Genomic DNA, 21,036 nt, shown 5'->3' with positions numbered 1-21,036 from the left:
GCCACCGGCGGATGGCGGGAACGTAACGAGCACCCCGCCGGGCGGCTCACCGGGTGGCCGGGTGGTTCACCGGCCGGGGAGAGGTGCCAGCGGAAACGTCACGGGATATCCACCGGGCTCCGGGGCGCCGCCGGGTATCTTCGGATGATCACGACGCTACGGGGAGGACGGGACGCCATGGGCCCGGCTGGCGGAGTACGCGCCATACGCGGGGTGTTGGGTCCCGTGGCCCTCGCGCTGGTGCTCGCCGCCGTGCTGGTGGTCTCGGCGAAGGACCGGATACTCCAGGCCGTCGACGGTCCGTTTCTGAACGTCGTGGACGACTGCGAGGGGACCGACGCGCTGGTACGGGAGATCGACGCCCTGCCGGTCTTCGCCGGTCCGCCGCCGGGGACCCGGCCGCAGCGGGGGTACGAGGCGCCCGGCGGTGGCACGGGCTGTCTGGACGACAGCGGCGAGGAACTCGTCTTCGGCAGCAATGTCCTGGTGCTGGTGGGGGAGAAGCGGGCCGTGGCCGATCATCTGCGGGCCGCCGCCGAGGCGGACGGCTGGACCCCCGGCCCGGTGACCGGCGGAGACGACGATGAGCGCGACCCCTCGGACCTGTGCTTCCAGAAGCGGCTCACCGGGGGCCGGGCGGTGTTCCAGGTGTGGTTCGAGCCCCGGGAGAAGTCCCTGACGGTCGAGGTCTTCTCGCTGCTGGACGGTACGCCGAACAAGTGCTGACAGGCCGCCGCCGTACGGCGGAGGGGCGGCCCCGGTCCCGGCTCCCGGCGGCGCCCGTGGGCACCGCCGGGCGAACTCCGTTACGGGACCGGCCGACTCCCCCCGCTCGCGTAAGGGGACCTGGTGGACGGTTCCGGGCTCCGACCCCGTCGTCGGATCCGTCGTCGGCACCTGGTCCGCCGACGTCTTCGTCGGTACGGCCGCCGTGGTCGCCCGGTCATCGGCCGACGTCGTCGTCGGCCGGACCGGGGCCGCCGGGGCCTTCGGGCCGGTGGGAGCGGCCTGGCCGGTCTCCGTGGTCTCTGCGGTCTGTGTGGTCTGTGCGGTCTCGGTGATTTCCGCGGGCTGTGGTCCGGGTCGTGGGGGATATGAGGGATCGGAGGGTTGTTCAGGGGCGTGGGGGTGGACGGGCCGGGGGGTGCGCCGAAGCGGCCCCGGAAGGTCCGCCGGACGCGGCGGTCACCGCGCGGCGCCGCACGGGCGCGCGGATCGACGCGAACGGGTCACCCGGTCACGCCAGGGCCGCCGCCCCCGAGCGCAGCGCCCTCTCCGTCGAGTCGTCGAGCGGGTAGAACAGCTCGACACCCAGCTCGGAGAGGGTCACATCGGCCGGCGCCCCGAACGTGGTCATCGTGCTGAAGAGCGCCAGCTCCCCCCGGGGCGTCCGGAGCCGCAGCGGTACCTCCACCGGGCTCGGCGTCCAGGGCCGCGGCGGTACGGCCGCCCAGTCCTCGTCGCCCGTGCCCTCGGGCCGCGGATAGGCCGAGATCTCTTCGTAGAGATCCTCCAGCCGGGGGTCCCCGGTGGCCACCACCTGTCTGCGCAGTGCCGCGAGGGTCAGTTCGCGTACCTCCTCCAGATTGACCAGCCTCGGCGCCAGTCCGTTGGGATGCAGGATCAGCCGGAACACGTTCGGCCGGGGGTGCATCAGCGTCGGCGAGACGACGTCGGTGAGCATCGACAGGGACCGGTTGCCCGCGAGCACGTTCCACACCCGGTCCACGACGACCGCCGGATACGGCTCGTGCGCCGTCAGCAGCCGGTTGAGAGCGGCCCGTACGGACGCCATATCGGCGTCCTGAAGGCTGCTCTCGCGGTAGGCGGGCGCGTAGTCGGCGGAGAGCAGCAGGGCGTTCCGCTCCCGCAGGGGGATGTCCATCGCCTCGCAGAGCCGCAGCAGCAGGCCGCGACTGGGCATGGCACGGCCCGTCTCCACACAGGAGAGATGGCGCGCCGACGAGTCGGCGCGCAGGGCCAGATCGAGCTGGCTGAGCCGGCGGCGGCGCCGCCAGTCCCGTAGTAGGGGTCCTATCCTTACTTGTGGCGTGGCCTCCATAAACGCAGGTTAATCGGGTCACGGTCACACAGGCCATGACCCACGGGTCATTGAGTCCTTACCCACGTGATGCAACGGTGTGGCACCCCGGAACGAGCCGTCAGGAGGCCGCGATGACCGCTGTGAGCACCGTGTCAGGCACCACCCGTCCGACCGGATTCCCGGGTTTCTCCCTCTTCCGGATCGTCGTCCTCAGCGATGCGTGCAGTACCGCCGTCTTCGGTCTGGCCCTGCTCGGCGGGGCGCTGTTCGCGGACGAGCCGCTGGGACTGCCGACCGCCTGGGCGGTCTCCTTCGGCGCGGCGATGCTGGTGGGCGCCCTGATTCTCGCGGTGATAGGCACCCGGCCCCGGATCGTCCCGGCCCTCTCCACCACGACCTGGGCCCTCAACAGCCTCTGCGCACTGGGGCTGTTGGTGCTGGTGGTGACGGACGTGATGCCGCTGACGACGGTCGGGAAGGTGGTCATGCTGGCGGGTGTCGCCATCGTGGCGTCGTTCGCGTCGATGCAGTACGTGGGCCATCGCCTGGAGCACCGTACGGCCCGCGACGCCTGAATCACGACGGACACGACGCGGCTACGGCACGAACGAGGCGCCCGGCCCCGGAACCCCGGGAACGGGCGCCTCACTTCACGCGGTCGGCCGTAGGCCCTACAGGACCCCGTGCCGGATCAGGACCGCCACGGTGCCCGCCGCCCCCGCCACCACCCACAGCAGCAGCAGGATCGGGATCCGCAGCCGGACGAAGGCCGCGTCCCATACGGAGGCGTCGCCCGACCGGACCGAGGAGCGCACCATCAGCGCGCGTCCCAGGGCGAAGGCGAGACCGCCCAGCGGAGTGGCCCACCACGGTCCCGCGAAGAGGAGGACCGCGATCGCCGCGTACGGCAGATGCGAGGGTACGAAGGTCCGCAGACCCGTACCCATCTCGAAGCCGAACTGGAGCGCTCCGCTGCCGTCCGTGCGGACGACGATGTCACTGGGGACCAGCCGGGCGTTCTGCGGCATCCGGAACGGCAGCAGCCCCACCTCGATACCGAGGAGGACCACGACCGCGACCAGCAGCGCGCCGGTCCGTACCGCGTCGGGCGCGAACGTCTGCGTCAGCGCCGCCGGGAGCAGCAGAAGCAGCCCGGTGGCGAAGCCGCCGAAGAACAGGCCCCGCGTGAAGTACTGCACATTCTTTGTTCCCCGCCAGACCGGCGAGGTCAGCAGACCCGCTGAGTTGTGGCTTCAAACGGAGCCGGAGAGGGAGTAGCCCGCCAGTACGGCCACCGCGCAGGCGGCGATCGCGGCGAGCACTCCGTGCGAGGCGGCGGGGGTCCAGACGGCCCCGGCCGCGGCGACGGCCGTGAGGAGCAGGCCGATCGCCCCGGCGACGAGCGCGGAGGCTCCGGGGGTACTGGGGCGCCGTGAGACGGAGGTGGAGTCGAGCGCCATTCATGTCCTTCGGGGTCCTGGGGCGGGGGCCGTCCGGCCGCCGCGCGCCCGTGCGTGCGTACGTGCGCGCGGCGGCCGATGACCTGCTGCCGGTGACCTGCTGCCGGTGACCGCCGGCCCGCGGCTGTCCGCCGGTGGCCGACGGGCCGTGGGTCAGCCGCTCTTGCAGCTCGTGGTGAAGCGGGTCCGCGAGCCCTCCAGCTTGATGTCCTCGAAGTAGCCGTCCCAGCAGTGCACGGTCCGGCCGTTCGCCATCCGCCAGTACCAGCCCGCGTATCCGCCGCAGGCCGCCTCCCAGTTGTATTTGCGGGTCCAGTACTGGTGGGTCTCGGTGTCGGTGCGGTGGTAGCCGTCGGAGGCGCAGTACGTGGAGCTGATGTACTGGCGGCCCCAACACGGTGTGTCGCCAGGCACGTCGACGCTCATGCAGTGCGCCGGGTGGCGCGACGTACGGCTGAAGGCGTAGGCGGAGCCGCCGCCGACCCAGCTCAGCCCGGTGACGGCCAGCGTCGCGGCGCCCGCCATCGTGGTCCGCAGGAACGTACGGCGCTGGAAGCCGCCGGTCTTCGCGGGACGCGGCGTCTCCGGGACGGCCGAGGTGGAGCGGATGTCGCCCGAGGTGGGGGTGACGGTCACCTCGGGAATGGACTGGAGGAAGGCATTGCTCATCACGCGACTCCCGTCGTGAGGGTGGAGGTGGTGGACGGCCGGATGGTGCCGCCGGTGTACTCCTCGGTGAGGGCGGCCAGGGATTCCGCCGAACCCACGGGCTCCGCCGACAGCATCGCGCCGTCCGCGTCGAGGACCAGCAGGGCGGGCTGGTACGCCAGCAGCAGCGGCGAGGAGAGCCCCGGGCCCGGCAGGATCTCCCCGGCGCCGGAGCCGTTCCAGCGGCCCGAGTTGTCGATGTCGATCAGGACCGTACGGTGCCCCGCGCCGCCGAGTTCGCGCCGCAGCCCCGACCAGGCGGGGGCGACCTCCTCACAGGTGGGGCAGGTGGAGGAGAGGACCAGGGCGAAGGTGCGGTGCGCCGCGTCCGGGGCGGCCAGGTCCGGCCACTGGCGGCCGCCCTCGTCGGGCGCGGCCGAGCCGCCGCCCGCCTCCAGCGCGCGGATCTTGGTGACGAGCCCGGCGTAGCCGAAGACCAGGAACGCGATCGCGGTCCAGGCGAGGACGAGAAGGGCCCACAGCAGGCTCTGCACCCGTCACGCCCCCCAGCGGACGTCGAGCGACTTGAGCAGCTCCTCCTGGTCGGCGCCGGAGACGCCGATGTCGGCGGAGGCGTCGTCGTCCACCAGGCAGACCGCCTTGGGTCCGGCGTGCAGATACTTGCGGCCCCGGGTGACGCCCGCGATGCCCATGGTCTTCACCCAGACCTGGCCCTTCTCCACGGTCTTCCCGCTGCTCTCCGGGACGAGGGCGGTAGCGTCCTCGGCGGGGTAGATGGTGACCGAGCCGCCCGAGGTGAACTTGACCCCGTACATGCTCCAGGTCTTCAGGTCCCGGCTGCGGGGCGTGACGACGAGCCCGGCCCTGGTGTCGGAGAGGGTGAGCCGGTCCAGGACCTGCGTCACCGCGCCCGCGTCCACCTTGCTGCCGGAGAACTCCATGATCAGACAGTGGTGGGGGCCGGTCCAGATGCCCTGCCAGCCGCTGCCGTCGGCGTTGGTGAGGAGCTGGAGCGGACGGCCGTCGTAGGTGACCTGCTGGACGACCCGGGACTTGTGGACCTCGATCAGCCCGGCCGGGTAGCCGCGGTCGGTGATGCTGACGCCGACGCCCAGGGACGGGCCGGTGAGGCGGAAGTGCCAGAACCAGTCCGCCTGCACGGAACGGGCGCGGCAGGCGAAGGACACCCAGCGCCCGTTGGGCGCCAGTGCCTTCGCGGTCTGCGTCGTGGCCTGCATGAGACCTCCAGGACTCGGTGGTGGATGTACGGCCTGCGGGCGGGCGGGCCGCGTCCCGTGCCGCCGACGGACACGACGGGGCCGTCGACAGGCGGGGAGGCTCGCCCGGAAGACACCGTAGAAACCCCTTCTGTCCGGCTTCTGGCTGATCACTGGCCGCACACTGCGGAGGAGTTGCGATGTGCGTTGCGTGGCGCTGGCGTGCGGCTCCTGCGGAACTTCCGTGGCGCTGGGCCGGATCTGGCCGCCGGATGGGCTGTCCCTGGCCGGCGGCCGACGGGTGTCTGACCCTGCCCTTACAGCCCGCTCACACCCCTCTGACGTGCGCGTTTTCCATGTTTGCGTTCGTTGACAGACCAGAGCCCGGCTTGGAAGATCTTGTCCGGAGGTGTCCGCCGGCCGGTGCCGGTCCCGGTCTTCAAAACCGGTGGACGTTGTCCCTTACGCGTCAGCGGGTTCGACTCCCGTCCACCTCCGTCCCAGCCGTTCGTCCGCATACCGCCGCCTGCGGCCCGGGTCCGCGTCAGGAGTGACATGAGGAAGTCCGGCGCCCCCGGGCGCATACCGTCGGTCCGGGAGATCATGGAGGATCCGCGGCTGCGGTCCGCGGTCGCCGCCCTCGGTACGGCGGAGGTCCGCGAGGCCGCCCGCGGCATCCAGCGGACATTACGGGACGCGAACGTTCCGGATACCGGATCGGGGCCGCGGACGGGATCGCGTACCGGATCGCGTACGGCCGCCGGAGACCCGCCGGGGCCCGCGCCCCGTACCGCCGCCGAGGTGATCGACGAGACGATCGCCGAGGCCGTCGCCCGGCTGCCGCCCGCGCCCACCCGCCACCGCCGGGTGGTCAACGCCACCGGTGTCCTGGTCCATACGAACCTCGGCCGGGCCCCGCTCTCCCGGGCCGCCGTCGACGCGGTCGCCCATCTCGCGGCCTGCTCCGACCTGGAACTCGACCTCGGCGCCAACCGGCGCGGAGCGCGCGGCCGGGGCGCCCTCGACGCGCTGCGGGCCGCCGTCCCGGCCGCCGGTGACGTCCATGTCGTCAACAACAACGCCGCCGCGCTCGTCCTCGCCGCCACCGCCCTCGCGGGCCCGGGCCGGGAGATCGTGGTCAGCCGGGGCGAACTCGTCGAGATCGGCGACGGGTTCCGGCTGCCGGAGCTGCTGGAGAGCACCGGAGCGCGACTCAGGGAAGTTGGTACGACCAATCGAACCACGGTCGACGACTACGCCCGCGCCATCACCGACGACACCGCCTTCCTGCTCCAGGTCCACCCCTCCAACTTCCTGATGACCGGCTATGTCAGTACGCCGCCGGTCGCCGCGCTCGCCGCCCTCGGCCGCCCCCTCGTGGTCGACATCGGCTCCGGACTCCTCGCCCCGCATCCACTGCTCCCCGACGAGCCCGACGCCACCACGGCCATCGCCCACGGCGCCGCCCTGGTCACCGCGAGCGGCGACAAACTACTCGGCGGACCCCAGGCGGGGCTCCTGCTGGGCGACGCCGGACTCGTCGCCCGGCTCCGCCGCCACCCCCTCGCCCGCGCCCTGCGGACCGGGAAGCTGACCCTGGCCGCCCTGGAGGCCACCCTGCGCGGCCCCGCGACCCCGCTGGCGACCGCCCTGACCCGGCCGCTGCCCGAACTCGCCGCCCGCGCCGACGCGCTGGCCCGGCGGCTGCGGGCGGCCGGGGTCGACGCCGGGACCGGCGCGTCGGATTCGGTCGTCGGCGGCGGCGGCGCGCCCGGTGTCACCCTGCCGTCCGCCGCGCTCACCGTTCCGGCGGGCCTGGCGCCCCTGCTCCGGACCGGCACGACCCCCGTCCTGGCCCGGGTCCACCAGGACCGGGCCCTGCTCGATCTGCGCTCGGTCCCGGACGAGGACGACGAGACGGTGGCGGCGGCGGTGCTCGCGGCCTGGGGGCGGTACGCGGACGGCGGCCCGGTTCCAGTCGGCGCGGCCGACCCCGCCGACGCCGCCGACGCCGCCGACGCCGAACCCGCGGGGGCCGTCGGGGCGCCGCCCGCCGCCGAGTCGTCCGCCCGTCGATCCGGCCCGGAAGCGCCCGCCGCCGTACGGCATCCGCGTGACACACCCCCGCCGGAGCCGGGCGACGGCGCCGCCGGTGCCGTACGCGATCCCGGTGACGCCCTCGCCCCCGCGCCCCACCCGGACCCGGACGCGCCCCTGCCCCCGGTGCCCGCCGAGCGGGCCGCCGGAGCCGCCCGATGATGGTCGTGGTCACCGCGGGCCACGTCGACCACGGCAAGTCGACGCTGCTGCGCGCCCTGACCGGGATGGAGCCGGACCGTACCGAGGAGGAGCGGCGGCGCGGCCTCACCATCGACCTCGGCTTCGTCTGGACGGACATCCCCGCCGGGCCCGGCGCGCCGCCCGCCGCCGACGAGCGGGTCGCGTTCGTCGACGTACCCGGGCACGAACGTTTCCTCGGCACGATGCTCGCGGGCGCCGGGCCCGTGCCCGCCGTCCTGTTCGCCGTCGCCGCCGACGGCGGCTGGATGCCGCAGTCCCAGGAGCACGCCACCGCGCTCGACGCGCTCGGCGTCCGCGACGGAGTCCTCGTCGTCACCAGGACCGATCTCGCCGACCCGGCGCCCGCGTTGGCGCGGACGAGGGCCGCGCTCGCCGGTACCGGCCTCGCCGGGCTGCCCGCCGTCGCGGTCAGCGCCCGTACCGGCGACGGCATGGACCGGCTCCGTACCGCCGTCGCCGGACTCCGGGACCGGCTCCCCGCACCCGACCCCGGGGCGCCGGTACGGCTCTGGGCCGACCGCGCCTTCACCCTCCCCGGCCACGGCCTCGTCGTCACCGGCACCCTGCGGGACGGCGCCATCGCCCGGGGCGACGTCCTCGAAACCGGTCCCGGCCAGGCGCCTTTGACGGTCCGGGGCGTCCAGGAACTCGGCCGGGACACCGACCGTTCCACCGGGACCGCCCGGGTCGCCGTCAAACTCCGGGGCGAACCCCCGCGCGGCGGACTGCGCGGTACGGCGCTCTGCGCCCCGGGCACCTACGCCCTCACCGACACCGCCGACGTCCGGCTCGCCGGGGCCGTACTGCGCCGGATCCCCAACCGGCTGACCGTGCACCTCGGCTCCGCCGCCGTACCGGCCGCCGTCCGCCGCTTCGGCCGGGGCATCGCCCGGCTCGTACTCGAACGGCCGCTGCCGCTGCGGATCGGCGACCGGGCCGTCGTCACCGAACACCGCCGCGTCGTCGGCAGCGCGCTCATCCTCGACCCCGTACCGCCGTACGTCGGGCCGCGCCGGGCCGGAGGGCGCCGGGCCGACGCGCTGACCGGCCACCCCGGCACCCCCGACCTCGGCCACGAGACCGCCGCCCGCGGCTTCGTCCGGACCGGGACCCTGCACCGGGCGGGCGTCGACTGCGCGGCCGCCGAACCCGTCGCGGGCGACTGGCTGGTCGCCGCCGCCGAACGGACCCGGATCGCCGCCGCCGTCACCGCCGCCACCGCCGACGGCGAACCCGTCGACGCGGACGGACTCGTCCGGCGGCTCGGACTGCCCGACCGGGCCCTGCTGGCACCCCTGTTGCCGGAGGGGCGGGTGCTGCGCGCGGGCCGGGTCGTCCCCGCCGACCGCGCCGATCCCCTCCCGGCCGCCGCCCGACGGCTGGTCGAAACCCTGGAAGCCGGTCTCGCACGAGGCGAGTTCGAGGCGCCGACCCCCGCCCAGTTGATCGCTCTCGGCGTCGGCCGCCGCGATCTGGCCCTGGTCGTCCAGTCCGGCCGCCTGGTCAGGCTCTCCGAGACCGTCTACGTCGCCGCCGGAACCCCCGAATCCGCCGCCCGCGCCCTCGCACCGCTGACCGGACGGCCGTTCACGGTATCCGAGGCCCGGATCAGGTGGAACGTACCCCGCCGTATTGCCCTCCCTCTTATCGAGCACCTCGACCGCGCCGGGATCACCCGGCGCGGCCCGGACGACTTGCGCACCTTGCGCCCCACAAGGGAGAAACGCACGTGAACGGCTTGAGGATGACCCAGTACGGGCGGGGTGGCGGCTGTGCCTGCAAGATCCCGCCCGGGGAACTGGAGACCTTACTCAGCGGGCTGACCGACGCGGCGGCCGATGCGCCGTCCCCTTTCTCGTCCCCCGCCCCCTCCACCTCGGGTGCCCCGCTCGCCCCCCGGCTCCTCGTCGGCCCCGAACACGGCGACGACGCGGCCGTCGTCCGGGTCGGCCCGTCCCTCGCCGTGATCTCCACCGCCGACTTCTTCACCCCCGTCGTCGACGACCCCCACACCTGGGGCCGGATCGCCGCCACCAACGCGCTCTCCGACGTGTACGCGATGGGCGGTACGCCGGTGATGGCGATCAACCTCCTGGCCTGGCCGCGCGAGACGCTGCCGCTGGAGATCGCCCGCGAGGTGCTCCGCGGCGGACTCGACGCCGCCCGGGCCGCGGGCTGCCCCGTCGCGGGCGGCCACAGCGTCGAGGCGGCCGAACCGCTGTACGGCATGGCCGTCACCGGGACCGCCGACCCGGAGCGGCTGATCACCGTCGACCGGGCCGAACCCGGCACCCCCCTCACCCTCACCAAGCCGCTGGGCGTCGGAGTCCTCAACACCCTGCACAAGAAGACCGGCGAGGTCTTCCCCGAGGCGATCGAGGTGATGACCACCCTCAACCGGGACGCGTCCACCGCCGCGCTCGCCGCCGGGATCCGGGCCGGAACCGACGTCACCGGCTTCGGACTCCTCGGCCACGCCCACCGGATGGCCCGCGCCTCCGGCGTCACCGTCGCCATCGACACCGCGCGGGTACCGGTCATCGAAGCGGCCCGCCGGGCCGCCGCCGCGGGCCACATCAGCGGCGGCAGCCGCCGCAACCTCGCCTGGGTGGCGCCCCACGCCGACGTGGGCGCGGCGGACGAGGAGACGACGCTGCTGCTGGCCGACGCACAGACCTCCGGCGGCCTCCTTTTGGCCGGAGAGCTGCCAGGTCATCCCGTCATCGGAGAGGTCCTTCCCTACGAGGGCAGCACCGTGCTGCTGCGTTAGGGGGTCACTGGTGGACCGGGCCGGACGAGCGAGCCGGGGCCGGTACGTACGAAGGTGCGTACCGGGGCCGCGAGGCCGGCCGGAGCCACCGGAGACCAACCGGGCCGTTCCCGGCGGCGCCCGCCGTCCGCCCGGGCGGGCCCAACCGCCCGACCCGGCCCGGGACATGAACCGGCCGCCGGGCCCACGTGCCATCCGACCAACGACGAATCGGGGTTCCATCATGCAGAGAGCCGGTGCCATCGACCCGGGGCTCCTCGACCAGAGCCACGGTTGGCCGGCCGTCACCGACGAACCGGCGACCGGCCCCCGTCCCGGCCTCAGGTCACCGCGCGACGCGGGGACCCGGGACCCGGGGCGGCCCGACGGCCTGCCGGGCGTACGGGGCGCCTCGGCCGCGCCGTACGACCCGGGCGTCCTCCACCGGGCGCCCGGACCGGCCGTGCCACCCGCGCCGCCGACCGTCGCCGAACGCCACACCGCCGACACCCCAGCCCCCGCCCCGCTCCCGGACCCGGCCACCACCGACCCGGCCGGCGTCCCCGACTGCGGAGGCGGCGGCTCCGTCCACAGCGTCGGCATCCTCGGGCCCGTGGTACTGATCGGCCCCGACGGCTCGACCGCGCCGTCGGGCTCCGTGGTCCGCGCCCTGCTCGGCAGCCTGGCGCTGGCCCACCCCCATCCGGTCAACGCCGACACCTTCGCCACCCGGCTCTGGCCCGACCGGACACCCGCCCAGGCCCGGCAGTGCCTGCACACCGGCGCCCACCGGCTGCGGTCCTGGCTCCAGAACGCCACCGACGGCGGTCTCGGAGTCGTCACCCAGCCCTCCGGCTACGCCCTGACCGGCGGGGAGATGCCCACCGACCTGGCCCGCTTCCGGCACGCCGCCGAACGGTCCCGCCGGATCGCCGACCCGCTGCGGCGACTGCGCCACCTCCAGCAGGCCCACGTCCTGTGGCGCGGCAGGCTGCTGGAAGGCGTGGCGCCGGAGTGCGTCGACCACCAGGCCCAGCAGTCCCTGATGCTGGAGCACACCGGCCATCTCCAGGACCTGGCCAGGGCGGCGCTGGAGGCCCGGCTGCCGAGGGAGGCCATCGTCGCGGCCCGCCGCGCCTGCGAGGAGGACCACTTCAACGAGTCGTCGCACGCCCTGCTGATGGACGCCCTCACGGCGGCCGGGATGCGGGTCGCGGCGCTCGACGTCTACGAGCACATGCGCAACCGGCTCAACCGGTCCCTCGGTATCGCGCCGGGGGAGATCCTCAAGCAGGCCAGGGGACGGGTGATCGGCCGGTGACGACCGTCACGTCACCGGCCGGGGGCTCGTAGGCCCCCGGAACCCGGCTCCCCCTCCCGGCGGCGGCACCCCTGCCCGCGGCCGGGCCGGGCGGAGCCACCACGGACCGAACGGGGCGCGGAGTTCCCGGAGAAGGACGGCCGGACCACGGGGGACCGGCCACCGGGAACGCCCCGCGCACAGTGCGGCACGTTCCGGATCCCGAACCGGGAGCGCCCCGCGCCGACGAGGCGCTTCTCAGGCCCCCGAAGCTCCGCATCCTTGACAGATCTTCCAGATCTGGAAACTCTGTCCACCATGACCGCTCCGACCTACCGCGACGAACGCTCGGGCCGCACCTACCCGTTGACCGGCCCCGACCGCTGGCGCGGCGACGACGGCGCACCGCTCACGGTCGGCCCGCTGCCCGGACTCGCCCCCGTCGACGTGGACACCACCCGCCGGTCCCTGTGGCGCTACCGGGCCGCGTTCCCCGTACCACTGGCCCCCGTCACCCTCGGCGAGGGCGCGACCCCGCTGCTCGACGGCGAATGGGACGGCGTACCGGTCGCCTTCAAACCCGAGTGGTTCAACCCCACGGGCAGCTTCAAGGACCGCGGCACCAGCCTGATGATCTCCTTCCTCGCCCACCACGGCGTCACCGAGGTCATCGAGGACAGCTCCGGCAACGGCGGCGCGTCCGTCGCCGCGTACTGCGCCGCCGCCGGGATCCGGGCCCGGATCCTCGTCCCCGCCCACACCTCACCCGCCAAGATCCTCCAGGCCCGGGCGTACGGCGCCGAAGTCGAGGAGATCCCCGGCGACCGCGACGCCACCGCCGCCGAGGCCCTGCGCCGGGCCGGGACGGGCACGGTCTACGCCAGCCACAACTGGCACCCCTTCTTCCTCCAGGGCACCAAGACCCTCGCCTACGAGATCTGGGAAGACCTCGGCTTCCGCGCACCGGACAACGTGGTCACCGTCGCGGGCGCGGGCAGTACCGTACTCGGCTGCGCCCTCGGCTTCGGCGAACTCCACGCCGCCGGACGCATCGCCCGCCCGCCCCGGCTGCTGGTCGCCCAGCCCGCCAACTGCGCCCCGCTGTACGCGGCGTTCCGCGCCGGAGCGGAGACGGAAGTCCCCGTCGACACCGCCCCCACGATCGCCGAGGGCACCGCCATCAGGCACCCCGTCCGCCTGCCGGAAGTCCTGCGCGCGGTCCGCGCGTCCGGCGGCGACTTCGCCGCGATCCCCGAGCCCGCGATCGAGGAGGCCGTACGGGGACTCGCCCGCAAGGGGCTCTACGCGGAACCCACCAGCGCCGGAGCGGCGGCGGCGGTCACCGCCTTCGCCCGCCGGGGGCTGATCACCCCCGGACAGACGACGGTCGTCCTGCTCACCGGCTCGGGCCTCAAGACGGACGCGGCGATGGCGAGGATCACCGGATGAGCCGTACCCCCGAACCCCCGACGGCCGCCGCGCCTACGCCGGTCGCCGAACCCCCGACGGCCGCCGCGCCTACGACGGCCGTTGCGCCCGCGACGGCCCCCGCGCCCGCGACGGCCGTCGCCGACGAGCATCTGCTGCGGGAGGCCGAGAAGATCGCGACCGCCGTCGGCCGGATGTTCCCCGGCCTGTGCGAGGTCGTCCTGCACGATCTGCGCGACCCGGAGCACGCGATCCGTACCGTCGAGAACCCCCTCTCCGGCCGTACCCCCGGCGACCCGGCCACCGAACTCGGCCTGGCCCGGGCGGCGGACCCCGGCTTCCCCGACGTCGTCCAGAACTACGCCAACCACCTCCCCGACGGCCGCCCGCTGAAAAGCACCTCCATCGGGATCCGCAACGCGCACGGCGACTACATCGGCGCCCTCTGCCTCAACCTCGACGTCTCCGTACTCGACCGGGTCACCACCACCCTCAACCGCCTCACCGCCACCAGCGCCGACGCGCCGGTACGGGAGACACTCGCGCCCCGGACCCTCGACACCCTCAGAACGGCCGCCGAACGCCGGGCCGCCGACCACGGCCTCGCCCCCCGCGAACTCCCCCCGACGGCCCGCCGGGAACTGGTCCGCGCCCTGCGAGCCGAGGGCTACCTCGACCTCAAACACGCCACATCGACGCTCGCCGCGCTGCTCGGCGTCTCCCGCTCCACGATCTACAACGACCTGGACGCGCCCCCGCTTTGACGCCTCCCGGCTGCGCCTGAGCTTCCCGGGGGCCGCGCGCCCGGCGCCCGCAGGTTTTCCCCGGCCTGCGGACCGTCGTGGGTTGCTCGCGCAGTTCCGCCCCCTATGCCTTCGGCAATGGGGGGACCCCCAGCGCCTTGGCCCTCCGGGTGAGGCCCACGCCACCCGCCCAGCCGGGCAAGCCACTTGGGCGACCGCGCGCGGTCGGTGGCTTGTCGCGCAGTTCCCCGCGCCCCTAAATGCTCTCCCCCGCGCCGCCCCTGCAAGGGGCAGCCTCTGGTAGGAGGGCCCGTCTCTTTCCGAAGGCCGTCAGGAGAAGCAACCAGGGGCGCGGGGAACTGCGCGAACGGCCCACGACGGCGCGCGGTCGCCTGACCGGCTGGCCCGGCTGGGCGGGTGGCGTGGGCCTCACTTGGAGGGCCGAGGCCCTCCGGGGCGTCGGCCCGCTACACGCCCACCCCCCTCGCCCGCAGCAGCCGCTCCGTACGCGCGTCCAGCTCCTCCCGTTCCTCCGCCGCGCGTTCCGACCTGGCCTGCTGGTATTCGCGTTCGGTGCGGTCCTTGCGGTCGGCCGCGTCCTGTTCCGAGCGGTGTCTGCGGACCTCGTGTTCGAGCCGGGCGCAGACGAGCTGGACCTGGAGTTCCTCGGTGTGCCTGCGGCGGCTCGCCGCGTACCGGGCGCCGAGCAGGGTGTCGTACGTGGTCGAGCCGCCGAGTACCTTCGCCAGGACCGGCATCGCGTCCAGCGCCAGCAGCAGCAGGTGCAGTACGACGGTGAGGAAGAGGGCGAAGCCGTCGGAGCCCGCGACTTCCTTGAGGCCGTGGGCGCGGGTGAGGATGCCGTCGGTGTCGAGGTCCGCCGCCCGCCGATCGGTCTTCGCGTCGACGGCCCGCTGGAGCGCGGGCTGGTAGTCGTCGGCGGCCCGGTCCTTGCGGGCGCCGAGGTCGCGGGCTTCGACGACGAGCCCGGCCAGTTCATCCTCGTACATCTCGAGCCGACTGGTCTTCGGGAACGCCGAGGTGGCGGCCCTGGCCCGTTCGCAGGTGACGGAGACGTCCCGGCCGCCGCCGCGCCGTACCCAGTACTTGGGGCCGCACAGCCGCTGCTCGGTGTCCATTTTGCCTTTGAGGGTCCGGTTCAGGCCGTCGACCTGGGTCCGCAGGGTCGCGGCCCGTTTGGTGGTCTGCTCGATCTGCCGGGTGAGTTCGGCCGGTGAGCCCGGTACTTTCAGCTGGTACGGGCCGCATTCGGCGCGCCGGGTGGTGTCGGCGCCGTCCGTCGGGTTGCAGGAGACCAGCATGCCCCGGTAGTCGGCCACCTTCCGCTCGTTGCCGACGGCGATCTCCTGCCGGATCTCCTTGTCGAAGATCTGGAAGAGGATGGGTTCGGCGATGAAGAGTCCGAGCAGTACCGACAGAAAGAACCGGACTGCCAAGGTCCATTTCTTGACGCCGGTGCCATGGGTACTCGACACCAGCCAGGCGTCCAGCGCCAGGATCGCCCAGAACCAGATGACGGCCACCAGCGCGACGGCCGCCCAGGGCAGATCAGACCGGAAGCTGCCGAGGGCCAGGGCCATCGAGACCGCGCCGAACAGGGCCGTATTGACCACCAGCGCGCCGTACCAGGTGTAGCGGGTGCGCTCCTCCGGCACCCAGTCCAGCAGGGGCTCGTCCACGCCGATCAGCCGGCGCAGCCGGGCCCCGTGGCCGGGATCGGGCGGCGCGGGCAGTTCGGGGCCCCGGCCGTCGTCGAAGTCCCCGTCGGCCACGGGGCGCAGCGGGGTGTCAGTCGCCAAGGTGTGCCTCCTGGTTCGCGAGGTCCCAGCCGTCGTCATCCGGTTCGTCCATGGAGCCGGAGCCGGAGCCGGGGCCGGGGCCCTTCGGGCCGGGGGCCGTCCGCTCCGGATCGGCGGGCCGCCGGACGGCCCCTTGGTCCAGCTCGCCCTTCGGTTCGGCGGCGGTCGTCTCCCGCCCCTCCACGGACCGGCCGCTCATGGACCGGCCCTCCACGGTCCGCCCGTCCACCGGCCGTCCGCCCGTGGCCCGCTCCTCGGCGGTCCAGTCGCCGCCCGCCGCCGGGGACTGGTCGTAGGGGACGTCACCGAGGCTGTTGATGAAGGCGTCCGCGTCGTGCACCGAGTCGAAGAGCCCCCGGTCGATGGCGCGCCGGAACACATCAGCCCGGGTCGCGAGCTGCTCCCTGGCCCAGGTGCTGCGGTCCTGCCGCAGCTCGGCCGCGTCCGCGCGGTCCTCCTGGCGGCGCAGTACCCGGTCCTCGCGGTCCAGATTCCACTGCCGCTGCTCCTCCTGCCGCAGGGCCGCGGCCTCCTCCCGCCGTTCTGCCCGGTCCAGCTCCTCGCGGCGGACATCCCGCTCGACGCCGAACCGCCGTTCCTCGCGGTCGAGTTCGTCCCGGCGCCGCAGCTCCTCCCGGTCGAGCCGGATGCCGTCGTCCCGCCGCTCGGCCCGCTCCTTCTCGGCCTGCCGCAGCCGCCCGGCCAGCTCGTCGGCGCTGATGTCGCCCTGCTGCCAGGCCAGGAAGTCCGCCGCCGCCGGATCGGAGTCGATCAGCCGGACGTCCTCGGCCAGTTCGGCCCTGGCGGCCCGGTTGCCGCGCGCCTTGAGGATCAGTTCGTGCTCCTGGGCGTCGGAGCCGACGATCCGCTCGTAGCGGGTACGCAGGGTGTCGAGGCCCTGCCGGTTGCGCTCCTTGTCCAGCTCCTCGTCCCGGCGGTTCTCCTCCTCCAGATCGGCCTGGAGCCGCCGCAGCTCCTCCCGCTTCAGCTGCAATTTGGCCTTGCGCTCCTCCCGTTTGAGGGCGGCTTCCTGGTCCAGCTCCTCCCGCTGGAGATCGCGTTCCTGCTCCAGCCGGGCCCGTTCCATGTCGGCGGTGAGCGCCGTCATCTCCTCCGGCGAGAAGACCTGGACGAGGCTGCGCCGTACCCGCATCCCGGAGACCACGGCCGGGCGCATCTCGTGGTACGCGGTCAGCCGGGCGTCGATCCTGGCCCGCAGTACGGCCGAGGCGTCGACCGGCAGGTCCCGGCCGTCCTCGGTGAGTCCGGGCACCTCCCGCAGATGGGCCGTGAGCAGCGCCTCGGCATCGGTGACCCCGTCGCGTACTACGGCGCACGGGTCGGTCACCGTACAGCTGAACACGGCCCTGACCGTGAACTCGGCGGTCCCGGCCGACGGGACGCGGGTCTCGACCGTCACGGGCGTCTCGACCCGCAGATCGACGACGGTGACGGACGCGGCGCCGAGCACCACCGGGTCGTCGGCGCGCAGCAGCCCGTGGTCGGTGACGTACTCCTCGCCGACCCGGAAGACCCGCACGTGGTGGGCGGCGATCGGGGGCAGTCCGTCTTCGTTCCGGGTCGCCCGGCGCCGCAGAAAGCCGCCCCGCTTCTCCGGTGAGCCGTACTCCCGCTGCAGGACGAGCGGGTAGTTCTTCGCCATGCCTGTCATTCCTCCGTGCTCAATACGGCGGTGAGAAAGGTGTCGATCACTTCGGCGGCCGGATCGCCGGTGCCGGTGCCGGAGGCGGGCCCCGTGCCGGGGCCGGGCCCGGAGCGGGTGCCGGTCCCCGTACCGGTTCCGGTGGCGGCCCGGGTCAGGGCCGTGACGAGCCGGGTCCGCTCACCCGGGCCGAGGGCCGTCCCCACGGCCCGGCCGAACCGGTCTGCCGCCTTGCCCGGCTCGGCCGCGACGGCGGGCAGATCCCGCAGTACGGCGGCGAGCGCCCGCAGCGCGTCGCCCCGGTGGGGCCGGTGCTGAAGCACCCGCGCCCACAGCTCCCCGAGGACTTCGGTGCGGCGGGGCTCCCGCTCCAGGACCCGGGCGCAGACCATCCGCCCGGTACGGGTGTCCCGGGCGCGCAGTACGGTCAGTACGGTCGTCAGTACGGCCGTCCGCTTCTCCCACGAGAGCTTCCGGCCCGGGTCGCGGAGCCGGAACGCCAGCGGCCGCAGCACGGCGCCGGTGTCCTCCCCGCACTCCGTCTGGATCGCGACGAGACCGGCCGTCGCCAGCATGGCGCTCGCGGCGAGTACCGGTGACCGCTGCTGCGCCAGCCGCAGCAGAATCGTCACCGCGTCCGTGGGGAACCGGACTCCCAGGGCCCCGCTGAAGGCCGCGGCGGCCGTGGAACGTGTCGTGGTGTCGCCCGAACCGGCCCAGTCCCGGGCGATGCCCAGCGCCGTCACCGCCAGACTCTCGTCCAGACACATGCACTGGAGCACCAGCGCGGCCGTCGTCCGGCCCCCCGGGCCCGCCGCCCCGGCCGCCCAGGGCCGCAGATAGCTCTCGGCGACCTCCTCGAAGGCGGGCCGGGTGAGCAGGGCGAGCCCCTGCGCGACCGAGAGCTGGAGCGCCGGACCCGGCCCGGCCGACACGAGGTCCGTCAGCCACCCCCGTACCCCGTCCCAGTACGGCGTCGCCCGCAGCGCCCACAACTCCTCCAGCACCCAGGACCGGTAGGACGCCTGCGGGAAGACCAGGGCCGTACGGGTCAGCGCGCCCTGCTTCCGCCGCCGTACGTGCACCAGCGCGTTCCGGCCCAGCGACTGGCGGCGGTCGGCGGCCCGCCGGGCGGCCTCCGCCTGCTCCTCCTCCGTCACCGGCGCCGGGAAGGCAGCCGCCAGCCGGGCCTCCAGCAGCACCTGACAGGTCTCGAAGTCGCGGTAACCGGCCCCGGTGACGAACGCCAGGGCCGTGATCTCCGCCCACTCCTGCGGGGTGCGGTCCGCCGCGAACCAGTCCCGTACGGGCTGCGCCGCGCCGCTGCCGTACTCCGGCCACACCTCGGCGGGCGGCGCGCCCCCGGCGATCCGGTCGGCCGCCTCGGCGACCTCGGCGACCCGGCAGCCCCCGGGCATCAGCTCGACGGCCGTCGCCACGGTCTCCTCGGCACACCCGGCCCGCGCCAGCCGGACCCTGACCACTGCGGGCAGTTCGGGCTCCCGCCACTCCACATGCCGTACGGCCTCCACACCGCCCGGGCTCCGGACGGTGGTGACCACCAGATGGGCGCCGTGCTCACGGACCGCGTCCCGGACCCGCCGCCAGTCGAAGTCCGCGCTGTTGCCGCCGTTGCCGTTGCTGGTGTTCCGGGCCGTCGGGGTGTCGGACCCGGCGGACTCGCCCGTCCAGTCCAGCAGGACGTAGCCGACCCCCGGATCGAAGGGGACCCGGCCGCTCGCGAGATCTTCCAAGCTGCGGCTGGGGGAGAGGACCACCAGGTCGGCGCGTTCGGCGACCCCGGAGACGAGCTTCACGGCACCGGACCGCTTGCCCGAACCGGGCGGCCCGAAGACGACCACGACCCCGTCGCGTTCCAGGGCGCCCGCCGCCTCGTCGAAGCATGCGGAGGGTTCCACGTACGGGGCGATGATCGCGTCCGCCTCGCGGGCGCCCAGCCGGCCGACGGCCCGGCGGCGGGCGTTGTCGGGGTCGGCGCTGGTGATGCCGAAGAGGGCGCGGGAGGCGTTCAGCTCTCCGTAGAAGTACTGGTTGACGTTGTTGTGCTGGACCTGCTCGCGCTTCCCGGACTCACCGGGCGATTCGACCGCGGCTGTTCCGGCTGACCCGGCGGACCCGGCGGACTCAGGGCTCCCGGTGGTCCCGGCTGTCCCGGCGGTCTCAGGGGGCTCGGCGAGCCGGTCGTGCCCGGCGGCCCTGCCGGGCGGCTCGGACGGACCGGACGGTTCCGGGGGCTCGGCGGGACCGGACCCGTCGGGCGGCTCCGGGGGCTCGGGCGGTTCCGGCGGCTCGGGCTCGGGCGGGGAGCCGGACCCCTCGTCGGCGTCGGCGGATATCACCGACTCGGGGTTCTCCGGCGGGCGCTCCGGGCTCCCGGTCTCCGCCGCGTCCGCCGCCTCCGCCACGTCCTTCGCCCCGTTCCGCTCGGGCCGTTCGTCCGGTTCTGTGCTCTGTGCTCGGTCTCTCACGTCGCTCGGTCTCTCAGGTGTCCCACGTACGTTCAAGGCAGTCGCTCACGGTCGATTCGAGATCCCGAAGACGGCACCCTGGGCATGGACGGTTCCGGTGAATGCCTGAACCACCTGATCCCTGGGAGCAGTCGGCGCACCAGGGGGGCGCGCGCCGGGAGATTCACCACCGTCTCGGCCCCGCGCCCCCTCCGCGGCAGCCGGCCCGCCCCCGGCGGCCCGCCCGTCCCCGGCGGCCCGCCCGTCCCCGGCGACTCGCCCCTCCCCGGCGGCGGGACCGAGGTCGAGGGCCCGGGAGTCGTACCCCGGAACCCAGATCCAGATCCGCCCCGCGTACTCCTTCTCCACCACCGGGACCTCACGGAAGTCCCCGGCCCTGATGGTCGTGTACGCCTCGCCGATCATGTCGTTGAAGACGGTCGAGGAGACCGCCAGCGCCAGACAGGCGTCCGGCGCCGAGGCCAGCGCGCTCCGCAGCGGCCCGCTGTCGAGCATCCGGCCGATCTCGACCGGGGCCCGCCCCTCGAACCCGTTGGCGGCCGCCCGCGCCGTACCGAAATGCACCGCGGCCCGCAGCCGCAGCCACGCCTCGCGCACCCGGTTGCGGTTGAACTCCCGCAGCCCGGCGTCCAGACGGCGCATGAAGGTGTCCACGAGATCGGGCTCGGAAGCCCCCTCGGGCAGTACGGCGAAGACGGAGTCCCCGCCGATCTGCGTCTCCCACCGCTCCCGCGCGAGACCCGCCGCCGCGGCGGCCTCGGCCAGCAGCCGCGAGATGGCCTCCTGGAACTGCCGCTGGGTCACCACGTCGACCCGGCCGTAACCCTTGGCGTCGACGGCCAGCAGCAGCCTGCGACCGAACGTTCCCATGCTCGAACTCCCCGTTGGCGTGAGTGGAGCCGCACCCCGGGGACGGTGGTCCGGGGCACGGCTCCGGTACGACCCGGCGCCCGCACCCCCGATTTCCCCCGACATACGGGCGCCGGTAAGAGCAGTCGTACACGTCCCTCGGCCCGTGAACCCCGTCGAAGTACGGGATGCGGAAAGATGCGCAAAGTACCGGCCGTACGACGGGTTACGGGCGAGTACGCCGCGGGCCCCGGCCCCGATTCCCCGAATCCCGCAGAAATCCCAGGTCGTGCGCCCGGAGTTC

Annotated in this window: 17 protein-coding genes, 1 tRNA gene and 1 pseudogene; 9 read left to right on the top strand and 10 right to left on the bottom strand. The window is 74.1% G+C overall.

The window, feature by feature from the left end:
- The first annotated feature begins 225 nt into the window (after positions 1-225).
- Complete coding sequence (locus AB0G74_RS03930) at positions 226-726, top strand: hypothetical protein (RefSeq protein ID WP_361140297.1); 501 nt, start codon at positions 226-228, stop codon at positions 724-726.
- A gap of 511 nt (positions 727-1,237) precedes the next feature.
- On the opposite strand, the gene AB0G74_RS03925 is transcribed toward AB0G74_RS03930, so the two are convergent.
- Positions 1,238-2,062 (bottom strand): helix-turn-helix transcriptional regulator, encoded by an 825-nt coding sequence (locus AB0G74_RS03925; RefSeq protein WP_361140293.1) that lies wholly within the window; start codon positions 2,060-2,062, stop codon positions 1,238-1,240.
- 113 nt (positions 2,063-2,175) lie between these two features.
- On the opposite strand from AB0G74_RS03925, the gene AB0G74_RS03920 reads away from it, so the two are divergent.
- Positions 2,176-2,619: a hypothetical protein gene (locus AB0G74_RS03920; protein WP_361140291.1), complete on the top strand. Its 444-nt coding sequence runs from the start codon at positions 2,176-2,178 to the stop codon at positions 2,617-2,619.
- 96 nt (positions 2,620-2,715) lie between these two features.
- Here AB0G74_RS03920 and AB0G74_RS03915 read toward each other — a convergent pair whose 3' ends face one another.
- The 5 genes from AB0G74_RS03915 to AB0G74_RS03895 all read right to left on the bottom strand — a co-directional run bounded on the left by AB0G74_RS03915 (position 2,716) and on the right by AB0G74_RS03895 (position 5,411).
- Positions 2,716-3,243 (bottom strand): hypothetical protein, encoded by a 528-nt coding sequence (locus AB0G74_RS03915; RefSeq protein ID WP_361140288.1) that lies wholly within the window; start codon positions 3,241-3,243, stop codon positions 2,716-2,718.
- A gap of 54 nt (positions 3,244-3,297) precedes the next feature.
- A complete protein-coding gene (locus tag AB0G74_RS03910) occupies positions 3,298-3,504 on the bottom strand; it encodes a hypothetical protein (protein ID WP_361140285.1) in 207 nt (68 codons plus the stop codon).
- Between the two features lie 153 nt (positions 3,505-3,657).
- Positions 3,658-4,173 carry a hypothetical protein gene (locus tag AB0G74_RS03905; protein ID WP_361140282.1) on the bottom strand — a complete coding sequence of 172 codons (516 nt, stop codon included), beginning with the start codon at positions 4,171-4,173 and terminating at the stop codon, positions 3,658-3,660.
- Positions 4,173-4,706: a hypothetical protein gene (locus tag AB0G74_RS03900; protein ID WP_361140279.1), complete on the bottom strand. Its 534-nt coding sequence runs from the start codon at positions 4,704-4,706 to the stop codon at positions 4,173-4,175. The genes AB0G74_RS03905 and AB0G74_RS03900 overlap by 1 nt, the downstream gene beginning before the upstream one ends.
- Positions 4,707-4,709: 3 nt before the next feature.
- On the bottom strand, positions 4,710-5,411 hold the full coding sequence (locus AB0G74_RS03895; protein ID WP_361140276.1) for a hypothetical protein: 702 nt from the start codon (positions 5,409-5,411) through the stop codon (positions 4,710-4,712).
- Between the two features lie 384 nt (positions 5,412-5,795).
- Between AB0G74_RS03895 and AB0G74_RS03890 the strand changes: the two genes are divergently transcribed.
- The 7 genes and pseudogenes from AB0G74_RS03890 (at position 5,796) to AB0G74_RS03860 (ending at position 13,932) form a co-directional block, all read left to right on the top strand.
- A tRNA-Sec gene (locus AB0G74_RS03890) sits at positions 5,796-5,888 on the top strand.
- 57 nt (positions 5,889-5,945) lie between these two features.
- Positions 5,946-7,331 (top strand): annotated as a pseudogene (gene selA / locus AB0G74_RS03885) (L-seryl-tRNA(Sec) selenium transferase); the annotation flags it as partial.
- A 314-nt stretch (positions 7,332-7,645) separates the two neighbouring features.
- On the top strand, positions 7,646-9,424 hold the full coding sequence (locus AB0G74_RS03880; RefSeq protein ID WP_361140273.1) for a SelB C-terminal domain-containing protein: 1,779 nt from the start codon (positions 7,646-7,648) through the stop codon (positions 9,422-9,424).
- Positions 9,421-10,461, top strand: a complete 1,041-nt coding sequence (selD, locus tag AB0G74_RS03875) for a selenide, water dikinase SelD (RefSeq protein WP_361140270.1) — start codon at positions 9,421-9,423, stop codon at positions 10,459-10,461. Before AB0G74_RS03880 ends, selD begins: the two co-directional genes overlap by 4 nt.
- A gap of 223 nt (positions 10,462-10,684) precedes the next feature.
- Positions 10,685-11,761 carry a BTAD domain-containing putative transcriptional regulator gene (locus tag AB0G74_RS03870; protein WP_361140267.1) on the top strand — a complete coding sequence of 359 codons (1,077 nt, stop codon included), beginning with the start codon at positions 10,685-10,687 and terminating at the stop codon, positions 11,759-11,761.
- A 297-nt stretch (positions 11,762-12,058) separates the two neighbouring features.
- Positions 12,059-13,189 carry a pyridoxal-phosphate dependent enzyme gene (locus AB0G74_RS03865; RefSeq protein ID WP_361140264.1) on the top strand — a complete coding sequence of 377 codons (1,131 nt, stop codon included), beginning with the start codon at positions 12,059-12,061 and terminating at the stop codon, positions 13,187-13,189.
- A complete protein-coding gene (locus AB0G74_RS03860; protein WP_361140261.1) occupies positions 13,186-13,932 on the top strand; it encodes a PAS domain-containing protein in 747 nt (248 codons plus the stop codon). The genes AB0G74_RS03865 and AB0G74_RS03860 overlap by 4 nt, the downstream gene beginning before the upstream one ends.
- Before the next feature lie 446 nt (positions 13,933-14,378).
- On the opposite strand, the gene AB0G74_RS03855 is transcribed toward AB0G74_RS03860, so the two are convergent.
- From AB0G74_RS03855 to AB0G74_RS03840, 4 genes are read right to left on the bottom strand one after another with little or no spacing between them, the layout of a single operon-like run.
- Positions 14,379-15,731: a DUF4407 domain-containing protein gene (locus AB0G74_RS03855; protein WP_361140255.1), complete on the bottom strand. Its 1,353-nt coding sequence runs from the start codon at positions 15,729-15,731 to the stop codon at positions 14,379-14,381.
- A complete protein-coding gene (locus tag AB0G74_RS03850) occupies positions 15,721-17,394 on the bottom strand; it encodes a hypothetical protein (RefSeq protein ID WP_361140252.1) in 1,674 nt (557 codons plus the stop codon). The genes AB0G74_RS03855 and AB0G74_RS03850 overlap by 11 nt, the downstream gene beginning before the upstream one ends.
- Before the next feature lie 5 nt (positions 17,395-17,399).
- Positions 17,400-19,883: a hypothetical protein gene (locus AB0G74_RS03845; RefSeq protein ID WP_361140249.1), complete on the bottom strand. Its 2,484-nt coding sequence runs from the start codon at positions 19,881-19,883 to the stop codon at positions 17,400-17,402.
- A 45-nt stretch (positions 19,884-19,928) separates the two neighbouring features.
- Entirely contained in the window at positions 19,929-20,753 is an 825-nt protein-coding gene (locus AB0G74_RS03840) for a hypothetical protein (RefSeq protein ID WP_361140246.1), read from the bottom strand.
- Positions 20,754-21,036: the final 283 nt, after the last annotated feature.

The sequence above is a fragment of the Streptomyces sp. NPDC020875 genome (assembly GCF_040641415.1).
GTDB lineage: Bacteria > Actinomycetota > Actinomycetes > Streptomycetales > Streptomycetaceae > Streptomyces.
Note: the sequence above shows the minus strand (reverse complement) of the source record. Positions and strands in the feature narration are given on the sequence as shown.